The following is an 18,539-nucleotide window of genomic DNA, read 5'->3' on the forward strand; positions in this document are numbered from 1 at the left end:
AGGGGCGCACGCCGGACAGCGCACAACAGCGACCTATTCTTCCACGCCGTCGGTCCTGCGCCAAAATCGGCCGTACGGCTCACCCTCGGGGTCGGGCGACCAGCCCAGGATCGAGAGCATCTCGCGGTCCTTCTTGTCGAAGGCCTTGGGGTCGCAACGCTCGATCAGGTCGGGCCGGTTGGCCGTCGTACGCCGCAGGGCCTCGTCGCGGCGCCAGCGGGCGATCTTCCCGTGGTGGCCGCTGAGCAGCACGTCGGGGATGCCCCGGCCGCGCCAGGCGGGCGGCTTGGTGTAGACGGGGCCTTCCAGGAGGGCGGCCATGGCACCGGGCGCGAAGGAGTCGTCGCGGTGGGACTCCGCGTTGCCGAGCACACCGGGCAGCAGGCGGGCCACGGCCTCCGTGACGACCAGGACGGCCGCCTCGCCGCCGGCCAGGACGTAGTCGCCGATGGAGACCTCGTACACGGGGATCCGGGCCGCGTACTCGTCGATGACGCGCCGGTCGATGCCCTCGTACCGGGCCGGGGCGAAGATCAGCCAGGGCCGCTCGGAGAGTTCGACGGCGAGGCCCTGGGTGAAGGGCCGGCCGCTGGGGGTGGGGACGACGAGCGCCGGGGCGTGCGCGCCCGTCTCGTAGCCGTCGGCGAGGACGGTGTCGAGGGCGTCGCCCCACGGCTCCGTCTTCATCACCATGCCGGGACCGCCGCCGTAGGGGGTGTCGTCGACGGTGTTGTGCCGGTCGTACGTCCACTGCCGCAGGTCGTGCACCTGGACGTTCAGCTGTCCACGCGCGCGTGCCTTGCCGACCAGGGAGACGTTCAGCGGGTCGAGGTACTCGGGGAAGATCGTGACGACGTCGAGACGCATCAGGAGCCGTCCCCGGTCTCGTCGGCGGTCCCGTTCGCGGTCCCGTCCGTGCTCTCGTCCCGCGCGGAGGCGATCTCGGCACGGTCGTCGATCAGGCCGGGCGGCGGATCGATGACCATCCGCTGCTCCTCCAGGTCGATCTCGACGACGATCGCCTCGACGAAGGGGATCATCACCTCGCTCCCGTCGGCCCGCTCGACGATGAAGAGGTCCTGGGAGGGCAGGTGCGAGATCTCCGTGATCCGGCCCACCTCGGCGCCGTCCTTCGTCACCACGTCCAGGTCCATGAGCTGGTGGTCGTAGTACTCGTCCTCCTCCTCGGGGAGTTCCTCCGGGTCCACCTCGGCGATCAGGAGGATGTTGCGCAGGGCCTCGGCCCCCGTGCGGTCGGTGACCCCCTGGAAGCGCAGGAGGAGACGGCCGCTGTGCACCCGGCCGGTCTCGATCGTGAGCGGACCCTTGGCGGCGGGGTCCGTGGCCAGTACGGCACCGGGGGCGAGCCGCAGTTCCGGCTCGTCGGTGCGGACCTCCACGGTGACCTCGCCCTTGATGCCGTGGGCGCGGCCGATCCGTGCGACTACGAGCTGCACTGTCGAAGATCTCCTGTCGTACCTGTCGTACCTGTCGTACCTGTCATGCCTGGCGTGCGTGTGTGCCTGTCGTCACGACTGCCGTGACAACTGCCGTAACGACTGCGGGCCGGGGACGGCCCAGTGGCCCTCCCCGGCCCGAGCCGGTGCTGCTGATGCGTCAGCGGACGTGGTCGACGTCGACTAGGTCGACGCGGACACCGCGGCCGCCGATGGCGCCCACGACGGTACGCAGAGCGCGTGCGGTGCGGCCGTTGCGGCCGATCACCTTGCCGAGGTCGTCCGGGTGGACCCGGACCTCGAGCACCCGCCCGCGGCGCAGGTCGCGCGAGGCGACCTGCACGTCGTCAGGGTTGTCGACGATGCCCTTCACGAGGTGCTCAAGCGCCTCTTCGAGCATGCTGCTCAGGCCTCGGTCGACTCGGACTCAGCCGCGGCCTCGTCCTTCTTCTCAGCCTTCTTCTTCTGGGTGATGGCCTCACCCTTGCCCGCGTCGTCGCCACCGAGGGCCTCGAACGACGGGCGCGCCTTCTTCGGCTCGGCGACGAGCAGCGGAGCCGGGGCGGGCTCGCCCTTGAACTTCTGCCAGTCGCCGGTCTTCTTCAGGATGGCGAGGACGGGCTCGGTCGGCTGCGCGCCGACACCCAGCCAGTAGGCCACGCGGTCGGCGTCGACCTCCATGACGGACGGGTTGTACGTCGGGTGGTACTTGCCGATCTCCTCGATCGCACGGCCGTCACGACGGGTGCGGGAGTCGGCGACGACGATGCGGTAGTGAGGCGCACGGATCTTGCCCAGACGCTTCAGCTTGATCTTGACTGCCACTGGAGTGAGTTCTCCTGGATTGACGTGTTTGGGCACGGCAGATTGCCGCGTGGGGTTGCGGTACCCGAGTGCCCGATGGACGCGTCAGCCGGAGGAGAGAGGGGTCCTATGCGGCTGTCGAGTACAGCTGACCATTCTGCCACACCCGGCGGGTCCACCCGAGCCGTGGGGTTCGCGGGGCTGTGCGGGGGCGTGCGGCAGCGGCACCCGGCGCCATGATCGCCCTACGGCGGCCGTACGTCGGGTGCGCGTGCCGGACGGCGGGGTTGCCGTCGGTGTGACGGCTCCCCGCGCCGTCCGTCGAACCGGCAGCCACGAGATGCCGGTGCGCTGGACGCCCGCGGTCACGCGGCGCCCATGACCTCCGGGATGCGGAACGGCTTGCCGCAGCCGCCGCACACGATGGGGGCCTGGGCCAGCACCGACGGAACGACCCGGACGTTGCGCCCGCAGTCGCAGACGGCCTTGACGCGGACGCCGCCACCGGAGGAGCCGTGCCGGGCGGCCGGGCCCCGGAAGGCACGGGTCGTCTCGGCGGTGGTGGCCGCCACGTGGGCCTTGAGGGCCCGCTGGAGGCGCTCGATCGTCGGGCGGTAGCGCCGCTTGGCCTCGGGGTTGAGCGTGACCAGGGAGAAGCCGCTGCTGGGATGCGGTTCCTCGGGGTGGTCCAGGCCCAGCTCCTCGGCGATCGCGAGGAATCGGCGGTTGTGGTAGCGGCCGGCGCGGGAGGTGTCGCGGACACCTCGGGCGGCGGCGATGCCATGGACTGCCTCATGAAGCAGCCGCTCGAAGGAGAGCTCGTGACCGCAGGCGGACGACGACTCCCCGATCAGTGACTCTGGCGCGGCGAGGTCCGGCAGCTCGGGGTGGTACCGCTGAATGTCGGCCCACGCCTGTGCCAGCTCCGCGGCGAGAACAGGTGGTGTCTGTGTCGTGCTCACGTAATGACAACGAGCGGGGGTGCCACTGTGTTCCTATTCCGGGGCATCTCAAATATTTTGCACGTACCCGTCAGTTGCCCCTGATGCGTCCTGACGAGGGCGGGTGCGCTGATCTGCGGAGAAGCCTCACAGTCCGCATCAACCTGGTGCGTAGCCCTACATACGTCCCGGCGCGTAGAGCGTGTCCACGCGCCGGGGGAGGAATGTTCCGCTGAGGCGCAAGAGTCCTTTCGGTCGCCTTCGCGGCGGAGGGCGTCGGCTCAGTACGCGCGCGCGACGACCGCGACGTTACCGGGCGCGTCCTCGTCCTCGGGCACCGACCCGTCCTCCGCGACCAGACACCGTACGGTCGCCGCGTGCTCGGCCAGGGCCTTCTCGCCGTCCTCGCCGAGGGTGGCCCAGGGGATGCGGGCCCAGCCGCCGGCGGTGGCGACCTCGACGGCCTCGGCGAGCGTGGACACGTCGGCCGTACGGGACTCGCGACGCTCCCGGGCCTGCCTGAGCAGCAGCGCCTGGTCCTCTTCCAGAGTTGCGGGCAGCAGCCCGGCCAGCGCGTCCAGGGCGACCGGCTCCTTGCCCCCGGGAATGCGCCGGGCCAGCATCGCCGTGCCGCCCTCCAGATCGCGCGGACCGATCTCGACGCGGACGGGGACGCCCTTCAGCTCCCAGTCGACCGCGCGCCGCCCGAACGGGATGTCGGTGCGGTCGTCGACGTGGACGCGGATCCCGGCCGCCCTCAGCCGGTCGCCGACCTCGTGGACCTTGGCCAGAACCGCCTCGTCGCCCTTGATCGCGAGGACGACGGCCTGGATCTGCGCCAGCCGGGGCGGGACCCGTAGCCCGTTGTCGTCGCCGTGCATCATCACCAGGGCGCCGATCATGCGGGTCGTCGAGCCCCAGGAGGTCTGCCAGACCAGTTCCTGGGTGCCGGCCCTCGACAGGTACGAGGTGTTGAACGCCTTGGCGAAGTTCTGGCCCAGCTCGTGGCTGGTGGCCATCTGGAGGGCCTTGCCGTCGCCCATCATGCCTTCGAGCGTGAGGGTGTTGATCGCGCCGGCGAACCGCTCCCTGGCGGTCTTGCGGCCGGGCACGACGTCCATGGCGAGGACGTTCACCATGAAGTCCTCGTAGACCCGGCGGTGGATGCGCGCGGCGAAGTCGCGGGCGTCCTCGTACGTGGCGTGCGCGGTGTGGCCCTCCTGCCACAGGAACTCCGTGGTGCGCAGGAACAGCCGGGGGCGCAGCTCCCAACGCACCACGTTGGCCCACTGGTTGATGAGCAGCGGCAGGTCGCGGTAGCTCTGCACCCACTTCGCGAAGTAGTCGTTGACGATCATCTCGGAGGTGGGCCGGACGACCGCGGGCTCCTCCAGCTCCTTGCCGCCGCCGTGGGTCACCACGGCCAGTTCCGGCGCGAAGCCCTCGACGTGGTCCGCCTCGCGCGCGAGGTAGGACTGCGGGATCAGCAGCGGGAAGTACGCGTTCTGGGTGCCCGTGTCCTTGATGCGGGCGTCCATCTCCGCCTGCATGCGCTCCCACAGCCCGTACCCGTACGGTCGGATCACCATGGTGCCGCGCACCGGACCGTTGTCGGCCAGTTCCGCCTTGGCGATCAGATCCTGGTACCAGCGGGGGAAGTCGTCCGCCCGCGAGGTGAGAACGGGTGCCTTTGCCATGGCGCGATGGTACGGGTCCATGTTGCCGGAAGGTGAAATCTCGCCACCCGCGCGGGCGGCGCGCAAGCGGGTCCCCGCAACCCCTGGACGCGGGCACGAGTGGGGAGTTACCTGGCATACGGGAGGGAGTGCGAGCGCACTGACGGGGGCCACCTGAACGGGTACTGCGGCAAACTCTCGGCGGATTGGGGCGCTTATCCATGACACCTACGCTCGTGCGGGAGCACCTTCCTCATGCGGGGCCCGCGCTCCGCATCGACCTCGGTGCACGCGCGCGTGACTGGTCCGAGATCCAGGAGCGGATGCTGGTCCCGCTCTACGAGGCCGTCTACGAGCGACTGGAAGTGGGGGCCGGCACCCGGCTCCTGGGCCTCGGCTGCGGTTCCGGGCTGGCCCTGCTGATGGCGGCCTCCAGAGGCGCGGCCCTCACCGGCGTCGAGGCGCGGGCCCCGGAGCGGCTGGCCCTGGCACGGCAGCGGCTGACCCCGGAGGCACGGGGCACGCGCGCGGGAGACGGCAGGCGACTCGTCGACGGCTCGCCCGCGGACGCGGCCGACGCCGGGGCGCCGGCGTACAACCTGGTGACGGCCTTCGAGCCGATCGGATGTCTGGCGGGCGACTCGGCGGGCCTCGGGGAGCTGCTCGCGGCGGCCATGCCGCTGGCCGCGCCCGGGGCGCCCGTGGTGCTGGCGGGATGGGGTCCGCCGGAGCGCTGCGCCACCTCGTCGGTGCTGCGGGTCGCCACCCGGCTGGCCGAGCCGCTGCGGGCCGCGGGCAGCTGGCGTCCCGCGCTGCGCGACGACCTGGAGGAGGTCGCCCAGCGGGCCGGCCTCAGGCTCGACGGCTCGGGGCGGGTGGCCTGCCCGTTCGGGTACGCCGGAGTGGACAGCGCCCTCAAGGGCCTGTTGTCCACGGGCCTCTTCGACGCGGCGATCTCCGCGACGGACCAGGCCCAGGTGGACAAGGAGGTGACCGAGGCGCTCCACCCGTACCTGCGGGCGGACGGCACGGTGTGGATGCCGAACGTCTTCCGGTACCTGATCGCCAGGGTCCCCTGACACCTGTCCCCGGAAGACCCTAGCTCTCGGACTCCTTGGTCAGCCTGGTGACGCCCGCGATGCGGTAGGCGTCCGCCTCGTCCAGCGTCTCGTTCTCCAGCAGTGCCCGGGCGAGGGCGTCCAACTGGCCGCGGTGGTCGCGGAGTTTGCGGCAGGCCTCCTCGTAGCACTCGTCGACGACGCGCCGCATCTCGTCGTCGATGGCGTCGAGGGTCCGCGGGGCGGCGGAGAGCCCGTAGGCCTGCTGGGCGTCGCCGGGCAGGGCCGACAGGCGGCCGACGCGTTGGCTCATGCCCCAGCGGGCGACCATGCCCCGCACGATGGTGGTGACCTGTTCCAGGTCGTTCTCGGAGCCGGTGGTGATCATGCGGTAGACGACGTGTTCGGCCGCCATGCCGCCGAGCGCGCCGATGACCCGGCCGCGCAGGTACTCCTCCGTGTACGCGTACCGGTCCGCGTCCGGCGTCGACAGGGTCACGCCGAGGGCACGGCCGCGCGGCACGATGGTGATCTTGCGGACCGGGTCGGCGCCCGGCTGGAGCATCCCCAGCAGGGCGTGCCCGCTCTCGTGGTACGCCGTCCTGCGCCGCTCCTCCTCGGGCATCACCAGGGAGCGTTCCGCGCCGAGCTGGACCTTCTCCAAAGCCTCGGACAGGTCGCCGCGGGTCACCTGGTCCTGTCCCCGCTTGACGGCGAGCAGGGCCGCCTCGTTGGCGAGGTTGGCCAGCTCGGCGCCGGTCATGCCCGGGGTGGTACGGGCCACCTGGGCGAGGTCGACGTCCGGGGCGAGCGGGATCTCGCGGGTGTGGATCGCGAGGATCGCCTCGCGGCCGCCGCGGTCGGGGGGCGAGACGTTGACGATCCGGTCGAAGCGGCCCGGCCGGGTCAGGGCCGGGTCCAGGATGTCGGCGCGGTTGGTGGCGGCGAGGACGATCACGCCCTCGGAGCCGGAGAAGCCGTCCATCTCGGTCAGGATCTGGTTGAGGGTCTGCTCGCGCTCGTCGTGGCCGCCCATGGCCGAGCCGCCGCCGCGGGCCCGCCCGATGGTGTCGATCTCGTCGATGAAGATGATCGACGGGGCGACCTTGCGGGCCTCCGCGAACAGTTCCCGCACCCGGGAGGCGCCGACGCCCACGATCATCTCGATGAACTCGGACGCCGAGGCGGAGAAGAACGGCACCCCCGCCTCTCCGGCGACCGCGCGCGCGAGCAGCGTCTTGCCGGTGCCGGGCGGGCCGGCGAGCAGCACGCCACGGGGCATCTTGGCGCCCATCCTGCGGTAGGCGTCGGGGTTCTTCAGGAAGTCGACGACATCGCTCAGCTCGCCCGCGACCTCGTCGATGCCGGCCACGTCGTCGAACGTCGTCCGTTCCTGCCCCGGCTCCAGCTCGACGGGGCGGGGCGGCGCCTTGCGGCCGAGCATGCCGCCCGCCCCGCCCAGGCCGCCCGAGCGCATCCGCCGGGCGATGAACACCCACACGGCGACGAGCAGCACCATCGGTGCCAGCGAGATGAGCAGATTGGCGAGAAGACTGCGCTGCCGGACGACGGGCTCGGCGGTGACGGTGACGTCGTGCTCGGTCAGGTCGTCCCAGAGCCGGTCGTCGGCGAAGGTGGGCCGCTCGGTACGGAACTTGGTGTACTTCCCGTCGCCCCCGGGGTTGTCCCGCTCCTTCTTTAGCTGCCCCTGGATCGCGTCGCCCTTGGCGTAGATCTTGCTGACGTTCCCGGCGTCGACCTGCTTGCTGAACTCGGTGTACGAGATCGTCGGCTCGTCGCCCTCGTTGAAGAACGACAGCACGAGCAGCGCGATCAGGAACACGACGAGCGCGGCGAGGATCAGGCTCCACCAGCCGCCGCGCACCCGTCGCCCGCCCGGGGACGGCTTCGGCGGCTCCTCCGGGGCGCCCTCGGTGCGCCAGGGCTTGTCGGGCGACTTCCGCGGCGGCACAGAGTTGGTCATATCGGGACGTTACGACACGCCGCCCTGGTCAGCACCTGCGGGAACGCGAAGGGGCACCCCCGTGAGGAAGGTGCCCCCGACGCCGTACGGCCGCGATCAGCCCATGAACTTCTTGAACTCGTCGGGAAGCTCGAAGTCCTGGGCGCCCTGCTGGCCCGGCAGGCCGAGGGCGCCGCCCTGGGCCCCGGCGGCCCTGCGCGCGGCCTCCTCCTGCTCCTGCTGCCTGCGCTTCATGGGGTTGCCGGAGCGCTGCTTGCCCTTGGCCTTCTTGGGCTGCTTCTTGGCGCGGCCGGGGCCGCCGCCCATGCCCGGCATCCCCGGCATGCCCGGCATGCCGCCGCCCTGGGCCATGCGGGACATCATCTTGCGGGCCTCGAAGAACCGCTCGACCAGGCCCTTCACGGCGCTGACCTCGACGCCGGAACCCTTGGCGACACGGGCACGGCGCGAGCCGTTGATGATCGTCGGGTCCTGGCGCTCGGCCGGGGTCATCGACTTGATGATCGCGGCCATGCGGTCGATGTCACGCTCGTCGATGTTCTGGATCTGGTCCTTGATCTGGCCCATGCCCGGCAGCATGCCGAGCAGCTTGGAGATCGACCCCATCTTCCTGACCTGTTCCATCTGGGACAGGAAGTCGTCCAGGGTGAAGTCCTGGCCCTTCTTCGACGCCAGCTTGGAGGCCATCTTCTCGGCCTCTTCCTGACTGAACGTCTTCTCCGCCTGCTCGATCAGGGTGAGCAGGTCACCCATGTCGAGGATGCGGGAGGCCATCCGGTCGGGGTGGAACGCGTCGAAGTCGTCGAGCTTCTCGCCGTTCGACGCGAACATGATCGGCTTGCCGGTGATCTGCCGGATCGAGAGGGCCGCACCACCGCGGGCGTCGCCGTCGAGCTTGGAGAGCACCACGCCGTCGAAGCCGACGCCGTCGCGGAAGGCCTCGGCGGTGTTGACGGCGTCCTGGCCGATCATCGCGTCGACGACGAAGAGGATCTCGTCGGGCGAGACGGCGTCGCGGATGTCCGCGGCCTGTCGCATCAGCTCGGCGTCGATGCCGAGCCGGCCGGCGGTGTCCACGATCACGATGTCGTGGACCTTGGACTTGGCGAAGTCGATGGAGTCCCTGGCGACCTGGACCGGGTCACCGACGCCGTTGCCCGGCTGCGGGGCGTAGACGGCCACACCGGCCCGCTCGGCGACGACGCTGAGCTGGTTGACGGCGTTGGGGCGCTGGAGGTCGGCGGCGACGAGCAGCGGCGAGTGGCCCTGCTCCTTCAGCCAGTGGCCGAGCTTGCCCGCGAGAGTGGTCTTGCCGGCACCCTGGAGACCGGCCAGCATGATCACGGTCGGCGGGTTCTTGGCGAAGCGCAGGCGCCGGGTCTCACCGCCCAGGATCGTGACCAGCTCGTCGTTGACGATCTTGAGGACCTGCTGGGCCGGGTTCAGCGCCCGCGAGACCTCGACGCCGAGGGCACGCTCCTTGACGTTCTTGATGAACGTCCGCACGACCGGCAGCGCCACGTCGGCCTCGAGGAGGGCGATGCGGATCTCGCGCGCGGTGGCGTCGATGTCCGCCTCACTCAGACGCCCCTTGCCGCGCAGATTCTTGAAGGTCGCTGAGAGGCGATCGGAGAGAGTATCGAACACGGCGGCGTCGGTCCTCGGAGTCGGGGGCAGTGTGAGCGTCTTCCAGGGTATCCGGCCGCGCAAGACAGTCGTCCCCACCCGCAGCATTCAGCGGACGGGGACGGCGCCGAACGTCGCGCGGGCCGCGGGCAGGTCCGCCCCTGCCCCGCACCGGCGTCCCGGACCGTCGCCGCCTCGGCGGCGGCACCCTGTTCGGCGTCCGGGACGCCCGGGTCACCCCCGCAACATCTCCTCCAGCTTCCGGGCCACGGCGGCCGCCTCCTCGCCCGGCAGCGGGCGGCCGGAGCGGCCGGTGACGTAGAAGGCGTCCACCGCGTTGGCGCCCAGCGTGCTGACGTGCGCGCTGCGCATCCGCACGCCCGCGTCCTCCAGCGCCCGCCCGATGCGGAACAGCAGCCCCGGTGCGTCCTGCGCGCGTACCTCGATCACGGTGGCCAGGTGGGAGGCCGCGGGGGCGACGGTCACGCGCGGCGGGGGCGGGACCACGCCCCGGCGCCGGGGGTAGGCCGCGTCCCGTTCCGCGAGCCGGCCCGCGATGTCCAGGGAGCCGTCCAGGGCGCGCACCAGGTCCGCGCGGAGCCGGGCGGCCTGGGGCAGCGAGCCGTACTCGGCGGCCACCCGCCAGTCCAGCAGCAGCACCGAGCCCTCGACGCCGGACGGCAGCTCCAGGGCCCGCAGCTCGGCCGTGCGCACGGTCAGCCGGTGCATGGCGAGCACACCGGCGACGGCGGGCAGCACACGCGGCTGGTCGCGTACGGCGATGAGCAGCTCCACGCCGAGCGGCTCGGGATCGCCGGACGGCTGGTCGGCGGGGTCGGCCGAGGGCTCGGTCTGGGCCCGCAGCGACAGGACGGGGCTGCCGGTGGCGACCGCCTCGATGGCGAGCCGTTCCTGCTCGGCGGTGACCGCGGCGGCCTCGGGCTCCTCCGGCACGTCCCCGGCGAGCACCGCCGAGACGCGTTTGACCAGGTCCGCCACGAGCGAACCCCGCCAGGACGACCAGGCGGCCGGGCCGGTGGCCAGCGCGTCCGCCTCGGTCAGCGCGTGCAGCAGTTCCAGGGTGCCCTGCGAGCCGACCGCGTCGGCGACCGAGCGGACGGTGGCCGGGTCCTCCAGGTCGCGCCGGGTGGCGGTCTCGATGAGCAGGAGGTGGTGCCGTACGAGGGTGGCGAGGACGGCCACGTCGGTGCGGTCGAAGCCGATGCGGGCGGCCACGTCCTTGGCGATGATCTCGCCGGCCACGGAGTGGTCGCCGGGCCAGCCCTTGCCGATGTCGTGCAGCAGGGCGGCGACCAGCAGCAGGTCGGGGCGGCTGACGCGGCGGGTGAACTCGGAGGCGCGCACGGCGGTCTCGATCAGGTGCCGGTCGACCGTCCAGATGTGGACGGCGTTGCGCTGCGGGCGGCAGCGCACCCGCTCCCAGTCGGGCAGCAGCGCGGTGATCAGGCCTTCGGCCTCCAGCGCCTCCCAGACCTCGATGGTGGGCTGCCCCGAGCCCAGCAGGGTCACGAGCTGTTCGCGGGCCTCGGCGGGCCACGGCGTGGGCAGCGGGCGCACGGTGGCGGCGAGGCGCCGTACGGCGTGCAGGGACAGGGGGAGGCCGGCCTGGGCGGCGGCGGCCGCGGCGCGCAACGGCAGCACCGGGTCGCGTTCGGGGCGTGCGGCGCGGGCGAGCACCACCTCGCCGTCCTGTTCCACCACGCCTTCGGCCAGCGGGGAACGCTCGGCGACGGGCTTGCCGCCCCCGAGCATGGCGCGCAGCCGGGGTCGTACGGCGCGTGATCTCAGGACGCGCCCCACTTCCCGCCACGTGACGTCGCTGGCGTACGAGATGACGCGCGCCGCCTCGTACACCTGGCGCAGGAGCGTGTCGGCGTCGAGGAGGCCCAGCTCGGCGGCGACCTGGTCCTGTTCCTGGAGGGCCAGCCGGTCGGTGGCGCGGCCGGTCGTCAGGTGCAGGGCGTCGCGGACGTCGAGGAGTCGGCGGCGGGCGTCGTCGAGGCCCTCGCGGGGGGCGTCGGCGAGCCAGGAGGCGGCGACGGCGCGCAGGGTGGTGGCGTCGCGCAGGCCGCCGCGGGCCTCCTTGAGGTCGGGTTCCAGCAGGTACTGCAGTTCGCCCTGGCGTTCGGCGCGCTCGGCGCAGAGTTCCTGCAGTTCGGGCAGCCGCCTGGGCGCCTGGTTGCGCCAGTCGGCCAGCACGGCCGTGCGCAGTCCCGCCGTGAGCCCCGGATCGCCCGCGAGGTGGCGGGCGTCCAGCAGACCGAGCTGGACCTTGAGATCCTCGCCGGCGGTCCTGCGGGCCTCCGCCGGGGTGCGGACGGAGTGGTCCAGGGCGAGGCCGAGGTCCCAGACCGGGTACCAGAGGCGGTCGGCGAGGGCGGCGACGGCCCGGGGGTCGCCGCCGTCGTGCAGCAGGAGGAGGTCGAGGTCGCTGCGCGGGGAGAGTTCGCCGCGGCCGTAGCCGCCGACGGCCACCAGGGAGACGCCCCGGAGTTCCTCGCCGCCGGCGCCGAACAGGCCCGCCAGCCAGTCGTCGGTCAGTTCGGAGAGGGCGGAACGGCGCGGCGGCCCGGACCGCGCCCCCTCGGTGAGGAGGCGCAGCCGGGCCGCCGCGTAGCCGCTGGGTCCCGAGTCCTCTGCATCCTTGCGCACGTCCGTACTCGTCACCCAGTGACTCCTGTTCTTCTCTGCTGTCAGAGCGCGTCCGGGCCGCGCTCGCCGGTGCGCACCCGTACGGCGGTCTCGACCGGGAGGGACCAGACCTTGCCGTCGCCGATCTTGCCGGTACGGGCCGCCTTGACGATGACGTCGATCAGCTGCTCGGCGTCGTCGTCCTCGGCGAGCACCTCGATGCGGATCTTGGGGACGAGGTCGACCGTGTACTCGGCACCGCGGTAGACCTCGGTGTGTCCCCGCTGACGACCGTAACCGCTGGCCTCGGTGACCGTGAGGCCGTGCACGCCGAAGGCCTGGAGGGCTTCCTTGATCTCGTCGAGCCGGTGGGGCTTCACGACGGCGGTGATGATCTTCATGCGTCCACCTTCTTGCTGGCAGTGTCGGCCACCGGGCCCGTGACGTTGGTCCGGGCGGCACCGCCACCCGCGCCGCTGAAGTCGTATGCGGTCTCGGCGTGCTCGGCCTGGTCGATGCCGGCCACCTCGTCGTCCTCGGGGACCCGCATGCCGATCGTCCTGTCGAGCAGGAAGGCGAGGATCGCGGAGACCACCAGCGAGTAGCCGAGGACCGCGAAGACGCCGGCGCACTGCTTCCAGAACTGGTCGAGGCCGCCGCCGTAGAAGAGGCCCTCGACGTCGGACTGGCCCTTGCCGCTGGCGAAGAAGCCGATCAGCAGGGAGCCGACGACTCCGCCGACCAGGTGGACGCCGACCACGTCGAGCGAGTCGTCGTAGCCGAACCGGTACTTCAGGCCGACGGCCATGGCGCACAGGACACCGGCGATGGCGCCCACGGCGATCGCGCCGAGCGGGGAGACCGCACCGCCCGAGGGGGTGATGGCGACCAGACCGGCGACCGCGCCGGAGGCGGCGCCCAGCGTGGTGAACGCGCCGTGGCGGATCTTCTCGTAGATCAGCCAGGCCAGCATGGCGGCGGCGGTGGCGACCTGCGTGTTGACGAACATCAGCGCGCCGACGCCGTCGTCGTTGCCCAGCCACGAGCCGGCGTTGAAGCCGAACCAGCCGAACCAGAGCAGACCGGCGCCGAGCATGACCAGCGGGAGGCTGTGCGGGCGCATCGGGTCCCTCTTGAAGCCGACGCGCTTGCCGATGACCAGGATGACGCCGAGGGCCGCGGCGCCGGCGTTGATGTGCACCGCCGTGCCGCCGGCGAAGTCGATCACGCCGAGTTCGAAGGCCCAGCCGCCGGCGCCCCACACCCAGTGGGCGACCGGGAAGTACACGATCGTGGCCCACAGGGTGATGAACAGCGCCCAGGCGGAGAACTTCACGCGGTCGGCGAGCGCACCGCTGATCAGGGCGGGGGTGATGATGGCGAACATCAGCTGGAAGACCATGAAGACGAAGACGGGGATGGTGTACCCGTCCCACAGCTCGGTCAGGCCGATGTTGCTGAGGCCGACCCAGTCGGAGTTCCAGCCGATGAGCGAGCCGGAGTCGGTGCCGAAGGCGAGGGAGAAGCCGTAGAGCACCCACAGGATCGTGACGATCCCCAGGCTGATGAAGCTCATCATCAGCATGTTCAGGGTGCTCTTGACGCGGACCATGCCTCCGTAGAAGAAGGCCAGGCCCGGGGTCATGAGCATCACCAGGGCGGAACAGATGAGCATGAAGCCTGTGTTCGCGGACGACAGTGTGGGTGCGTCCGCCGCAAGCGTGATGGCTGGTGCCATCGGCGTCTCCTCGTCGTTGGTACGGCCCCGTGCGGGCGAAGCCAGAGCGGGATCTGAGGGGTGGGCCGGTTATGCGCCATGACATTGACGCAGCGCCGTTTCGGTCGACGCCCCTCGTTGTTTCGCCGCCGTGACGAAGGCACCTCGTGCGTTACGCCTCGATGAACTGGCTGATGTGCCCCGAGTGGATCGTTATCGTGGCGCAACCTTCGACGGAGCGACGCGAACCGGCCGCGGTCGGCCTTCCGATGACCTGGCTGGGGGAGCCGAGTCGGGCGGTTCGGGAAGGCCGGCCGCGGCCGGGGTCCAGGGGTTTCGCCAGGGCCTCAGACCGCCTCCGCGGTCTCCGGAAGCTCCACGGCGAGCCGGTCGGTGAGATCGACGACCTCGGTGAGGTCCCCGAAGTCACGGACGGCCGTGTCGACGGTCTTTCGGATACGAGTGTTCACACGCTCGGAGCGGACCCTCTTCGCCGCCTTCATGGCCTGCGCGGCGAGTACGGCGCTCTGCTCGGGTTCCTGGCGCAGCAGGTGCACGGTGGCCATGCCGATGAGGTTCAGCACGTAGGACCGCTGGTGTTCGCCGTCCTTCGCGAAGAGGTCCACCGCCTTCTGCATCAGCGGCTCGGCGAGCGAGGCGTACGTGGGGCTGCGGCCGGCCACGTAGGCCAGATCGCGGTAGGAGTGGGAGTTCTCGCCGTACAGCTCGGCCTCGGAGAAGAAGCGGATCCAGTCGGGGTCGGGCTCGTCCCAGTCGTCGGCGTCGGCGAAGGTGTCCTCGGCCATCCTGACGGCCCTCTTGCACCGACCGGGCTGGCCCATGTTGGCGTAGGCGCGGGCCTCCATCGCATACAGCATCGACTGGGTGCGCGGGCCGGCGCAGTCCCGGCTGCCGTACTGCGCGAGGTGGATCAGCTCCAGGGCGTCCTCGGGCCGTCCGAGGTGGATCATCTGGCGGCTCATGCTGGACAGGACGTACGAACCGAGCGGCCGGTCACCGGCCTCCTTGGCGGCGTGCAGCGCGAGGACGAAGTACTTCTGCGCGGTGGGCTGGAGGCCCACGTCGTAGGACATCCAGCCGGCCAGTTCGGCCAGTTCGGCGGCGACCTTGAAGAGTTTCCTGCTGGTGGCCTCGGGCTGGGGTTCCTGGAGGAGGTCCGTCACCTCGTGGAGCTGTCCGACGACCGCCTTGCGGCGCAGTCCGCCGCCGCACTGGGCGTCCCACTGGCGGAACATGACGGTGGTGGACTCCAGCAGCTCCAGTTCGGGCCTGGAGAGCCGGCCGCGGGCGCGGCTGGTCGGGAGCGAGTCGGCGTCCGCGTGCGCGGCGGGCGGGGAGGGGACGAGCCAGCGCTGCATGGGCTCGATGAGGGTGGGGCCCGCGGACAGGACCAGCGAGGTTCCGAGGAAGCCGCGCCTCGCCAGCATCAGGTCGCTGCGCGAGAACTCGCTGAGCAGGGCCACCGTCTGCGGGCCCGTCCAGGGCAGGTCCACGCCGATCGCGGAGGGCACCTGGCGCGCGGTGCGCAGACCGAGGTCCTCCACGGAGACGACACAGCCGAACCGCTCGGAGAACAGGTCGGACAGAATGCGGGGGATCGGCTCACGGGGGTTCTCACCGTCGAGCCAGCGGCGCACGCGTGAAGTATCCGTGGAGATGTGGTTGGCGCCCAACTGGCGCGCTCTACGGTTGACTTGGCGGGCGAGTTCCCCCTTGGACCAGCCGCTGCGCACGAACCAGGAGGTGAGCAGAGTGTTCGGGCGTTTGTCCGCGTGCGCGGCGCTCCCAGCGCCCGTCCCGTCTCCGCCGTTGCCGCTCAACTGGAACGCCCCCATCCCTGAGACCACTTGTCGCTCTGATGCGCCAAGCCTTATCAGAATGCCGGTAAATACGGCCCGCCGTACGGCGGTTCTCACCCTTCGAACGTAAAGTCGACTTGCCTCCGGCATACCCACGAGAGCATGTGCCCCCGGGCCTCGCACACTCAAAGTAATCCTACGATCACGCTCCCAGCCATGGCGATCCCGGAAACGCCACCATTCGCCACCCCTTCGAATGAACTCACGGTGGCGCACAGGCGATTCACTTGACATAGGACAGCCGGGGTGGGCGGAACGGTGCACTCAGGGGCGCGCGCCCTCCACCACACCACCCAGGACGCTTCCGGACGCTGCCTGGAACGGCCGATGACGGGAAGCCGTCACCACACACCGTCACCGAGCGCGTCCGCTACGTAACCATCGGTGGGTCGGACCCGTTGGAGGGGGCATGGGCTTCACGATCGGCGGCATCCGCGAGATTCGCTCCGGCACGCGCAGGCGCGGGCGCACGTCCGAGTGCACCGCGGTCGCCGAGTTCACCGGGCTGTGGGGCTGGGACGTGGTCCCGGGTGCGCGCGCCGCGGCCGGCGCCTGCTCCTGCGGCCGCTCCGACTGCCGCCGGCCCGGCGCGCATCCCCTGGAGTTCGGGTCCCGAGTGCCCGCGGGCGCCACCCTCGACGACGTGACGAGGACCTGGTCGGACTTCCCCGGCGCCGCCGTGATGCTCCCGGTCGGCCGCGCCTTCGACGTGATCGAGGTGGCCGAGCCGGCCGGGCGCCGCGCGCTGGTGCGCCTGGAGCGCATGGGCCTCCCGCTCGGCCCGGTCACCGCCACGCCCGAGGGCCGCGCCCAGTTCCTCGTCGCCCCCGGCGCCGCCGCCGAACTCCCGGGCCTGCTCTACCGCATGGGCTGGGACGACCCGGTCTCCCTCGACCTGCGCGGCCTCGGCCCGGGTACGTACATCACGGCGCCGCCCTCCGACCGCGGCGGCCTCGGCCCGGTGCGCTGGCTGCGCCCGCCGGCGCTGGACTCGGCGACGAGGCCGCCGGCGGCCCGGCTGCTGCTGGGCACGCTGGCGTACGTGGCACACCGGTCGCGCGCGTAGGCCCATGCCGGGCACGGCGGACCGGCGGCACGGCGGGCCTATCCGGCCGCGGCGGACCCGGACGCCGACCGCACGGCCACCGCTCGGGCGCAGGGCGTGCACAGCGAAGCGCCCGTCCCCCGACTGCACCTCGGGGGACGGGCGCTTCTTCGCCGACGGCTACCGCGTTCGGTACCCGGTCACTCTCCGATGAGAGCGTCAACGAACGCCTCCGGCTCGAACGGCGCCAGATCGTCCGCGCCCTCTCCGAGCCCGATGAGCTTGACCGGTACGCCCAGCTCGCGCTGGACGGCGATCACGATGCCGCCCTTGGCCGTGCCGTCCAGCTTGGTCAGCACGATGCCGGTGATGTCGACGACCTCCGCGAACACCCGCGCCTGCACGAGGCCGTTCTGCCCGGTGGTGGCGTCGAGGACGAGCAGCACCTCGTCGAGCGGGGCGTGCTTCTCCACGACCCGCTTGACCTTGCCCAGCTCGTCCATGAGCCCGGTCTTGGTGTGCAGCCGGCCGGCGGTGTCGATGAGGACCACGTCGACCCCCATCTCCTTGCCCTCCTTCACCGCGTCGAAGGCGACGGAGGCGGGGTCACCCGCCTCGGGCCCGCGCACGGTGTGGGCACCGACGCGCTCGCCCCAGGTCTGGAGCTGGTCCGCGGCGGCGGCCCGGAAGGTGTCCGCGGCGCCCAGGACGACCGTACGGCCGTCGGCCACGAGCACGCGCGCGAGCTTGCCGGTGGTGGTGGTCTTGCCGGTGCCGTTGACGCCGACGACCATCACGATGCCCGGCCTGCGGCCCTCGGGCTCGGTCCGCACGGTGCGGTCGACCTCGGTGCCGACCAGCTTGAGCAGCTCGTCGCGGAGCAGGGCGCGCAGCTCGTCGGGCGTGCGGGTGCCGAGCACCTTCACGCGCTCACGCAGCCGTTCGACCAGCTCCTGGGTCGGCATGACGCCGACGTCGGCGGTGAGGAGGGTGTCCTCGATCTCCTCCCAGGTGTCGTCGTCGAGGTGCTCGCGCGAGAGCAGCGTGAGCAGCCCCTGGCCGAGGGCGTTCTGGGAGCGGGAGAGGCGGGCGCGGAGGCGGACCAGCCGCCCCGCGGTGGGCTCCGGGATCTCGATCCCGGGAGCCTCGACAACGGGAGGCTCCTCGACGGCGGTGGGTGCGCGGCCGCCCGGAAGGTCCACCTCCTCGATCGTGCGGCGCGGTTCTTCGCGCGGCGTTTCGGCCTCGTCGCCGACGTGCGGCTCGGCCGGCGGCGCCGTGATGTCGGGCGCGGTCGGGGGCGGCGGAGGCAGCGGCTTCTTCCGCCGACTGCCGACGACGAGCCCGCCGAGCGCCGCGAGCACGACCACGGCGATGACTACAGCAAGGATGACGGTTTCCATAACCCGTCCAGTATGCGCGACCCCCCTCGGCCGGGGCGGGTGACGGCCCGCCCGTTCCCCAGCCGATCACTCCGCGCCGGTGCGGCACGCCCGCGCCCGGCCGGCGCGGATCGCTGGGATGTGTGGGTACGAGGGGTCCGGTCAGGGCGTCGGCTTCGCCTTAGGCGTCGGCGTCGCGTCGGCGTCCGAGTCGGCATCGGCATGGGCGTCCGGGTCGGCGTCGGCCTTGGTGTCCGAGTCGGCATCGGCGTCGGCGTCCGGGTCGGCGTCGGCCTTGGTGTCCGAGTCGGCATCGG

General features: G+C 71.7%; 15 protein-coding genes. 2 read left to right on the top strand and 13 right to left on the bottom strand.

All coding sequences use genetic code 11. From position 1 onward, the window contains the following. Positions 1-33 precede the first annotated feature (33 nt). From trmD to proS, 6 genes are all read right to left on the bottom strand, one after another. Complete coding sequence (gene trmD, locus ACFYO5_RS32305; protein ID WP_388715671.1) at positions 34-867, bottom strand: tRNA (guanosine(37)-N1)-methyltransferase TrmD; 834 nt, start codon at positions 865-867, stop codon at positions 34-36. Continuing rightward, a complete protein-coding gene (gene rimM, locus ACFYO5_RS32310; protein WP_388715674.1) occupies positions 867-1,457 on the bottom strand; it encodes a ribosome maturation factor RimM in 591 nt (196 codons plus the stop codon). The genes trmD and rimM overlap by 1 nt, the downstream gene beginning before the upstream one ends. Before the next feature lie 160 nt (positions 1,458-1,617). After that, positions 1,618-1,857 (bottom strand): RNA-binding protein, encoded by a 240-nt coding sequence (locus ACFYO5_RS32315; RefSeq protein WP_005479813.1) that lies wholly within the window; start codon positions 1,855-1,857, stop codon positions 1,618-1,620. A gap of 5 nt (positions 1,858-1,862) precedes the next feature. Next, on the bottom strand, positions 1,863-2,282 hold the full coding sequence (gene rpsP / locus ACFYO5_RS32320; protein WP_356561975.1) for a 30S ribosomal protein S16: 420 nt from the start codon (positions 2,280-2,282) through the stop codon (positions 1,863-1,865). Between the two features lie 344 nt (positions 2,283-2,626). Beyond that, the gene (locus ACFYO5_RS32325; RefSeq protein ID WP_086769908.1) at positions 2,627-3,223 is read right to left on the bottom strand and encodes a hypothetical protein; all 597 of its coding nucleotides are present in this window, start codon (positions 3,221-3,223) and stop codon (positions 2,627-2,629) included. Positions 3,224-3,483: 260 nt separating this feature from the next. Beyond that, positions 3,484-4,899, bottom strand: coding sequence for a proline--tRNA ligase (gene proS, locus ACFYO5_RS32330; RefSeq protein WP_388715678.1), 1,416 nt, complete (start codon positions 4,897-4,899; stop codon positions 3,484-3,486). A 200-nt stretch (positions 4,900-5,099) separates the two neighbouring features. Between proS and ACFYO5_RS32335 the strand changes: the two genes are divergently transcribed. Next, positions 5,100-5,957, top strand: a complete 858-nt coding sequence (locus ACFYO5_RS32335) for an SAM-dependent methyltransferase (RefSeq protein WP_388715681.1) — start codon at positions 5,100-5,102, stop codon at positions 5,955-5,957. Positions 5,958-5,976: 19 nt separating this feature from the next. Here ACFYO5_RS32335 and ftsH read toward each other — a convergent pair whose 3' ends face one another. From ftsH to ACFYO5_RS32365, 6 genes are all read right to left on the bottom strand, one after another. Then, on the bottom strand, positions 5,977-7,920 hold the full coding sequence (gene ftsH, locus ACFYO5_RS32340; RefSeq protein ID WP_388715684.1) for an ATP-dependent zinc metalloprotease FtsH: 1,944 nt from the start codon (positions 7,918-7,920) through the stop codon (positions 5,977-5,979). 96 nt (positions 7,921-8,016) lie between these two features. Continuing rightward, positions 8,017-9,567, bottom strand: coding sequence for a signal recognition particle protein (ffh, locus tag ACFYO5_RS32345; protein ID WP_356561982.1), 1,551 nt, complete (start codon positions 9,565-9,567; stop codon positions 8,017-8,019). A gap of 213 nt (positions 9,568-9,780) precedes the next feature. Beyond that, positions 9,781-12,234, bottom strand: a complete 2,454-nt coding sequence (locus ACFYO5_RS32350) for a [protein-PII] uridylyltransferase (RefSeq protein ID WP_388715687.1) — start codon at positions 12,232-12,234, stop codon at positions 9,781-9,783. Positions 12,235-12,260: 26 nt separating this feature from the next. Beyond that, positions 12,261-12,599: a P-II family nitrogen regulator gene (locus tag ACFYO5_RS32355; protein WP_356561985.1), complete on the bottom strand. Its 339-nt coding sequence runs from the start codon at positions 12,597-12,599 to the stop codon at positions 12,261-12,263. Continuing rightward, positions 12,596-13,936, bottom strand: coding sequence for an ammonium transporter (locus tag ACFYO5_RS32360; RefSeq protein WP_356561987.1), 1,341 nt, complete (start codon positions 13,934-13,936; stop codon positions 12,596-12,598). Before ACFYO5_RS32360 ends, ACFYO5_RS32355 begins: the two co-directional genes overlap by 4 nt. A gap of 326 nt (positions 13,937-14,262) precedes the next feature. Then, positions 14,263-15,756, bottom strand: a complete 1,494-nt coding sequence (locus ACFYO5_RS32365; RefSeq protein WP_388715958.1) for a hypothetical protein — start codon at positions 15,754-15,756, stop codon at positions 14,263-14,265. Positions 15,757-16,204: 448 nt separating this feature from the next. On the opposite strand from ACFYO5_RS32365, the gene ACFYO5_RS32370 reads away from it, so the two are divergent. Beyond that, positions 16,205-16,861, top strand: coding sequence for a bifunctional DNA primase/polymerase (locus tag ACFYO5_RS32370; RefSeq protein WP_356561989.1), 657 nt, complete (start codon positions 16,205-16,207; stop codon positions 16,859-16,861). Positions 16,862-17,040: 179 nt separating this feature from the next. Here the strand turns inward: ACFYO5_RS32370 and ftsY are convergent, their stop codons facing one another. Then, positions 17,041-18,243: a signal recognition particle-docking protein FtsY gene (ftsY, locus tag ACFYO5_RS32375; RefSeq protein ID WP_356561991.1), complete on the bottom strand. Its 1,203-nt coding sequence runs from the start codon at positions 18,241-18,243 to the stop codon at positions 17,041-17,043. Between the last annotated feature and the right edge of the window lie 296 nt (positions 18,244-18,539).

The sequence above is a fragment of the Streptomyces sp. NPDC006259 genome (assembly GCF_042870975.1).
GTDB lineage: Bacteria > Actinomycetota > Actinomycetes > Streptomycetales > Streptomycetaceae > Streptomyces.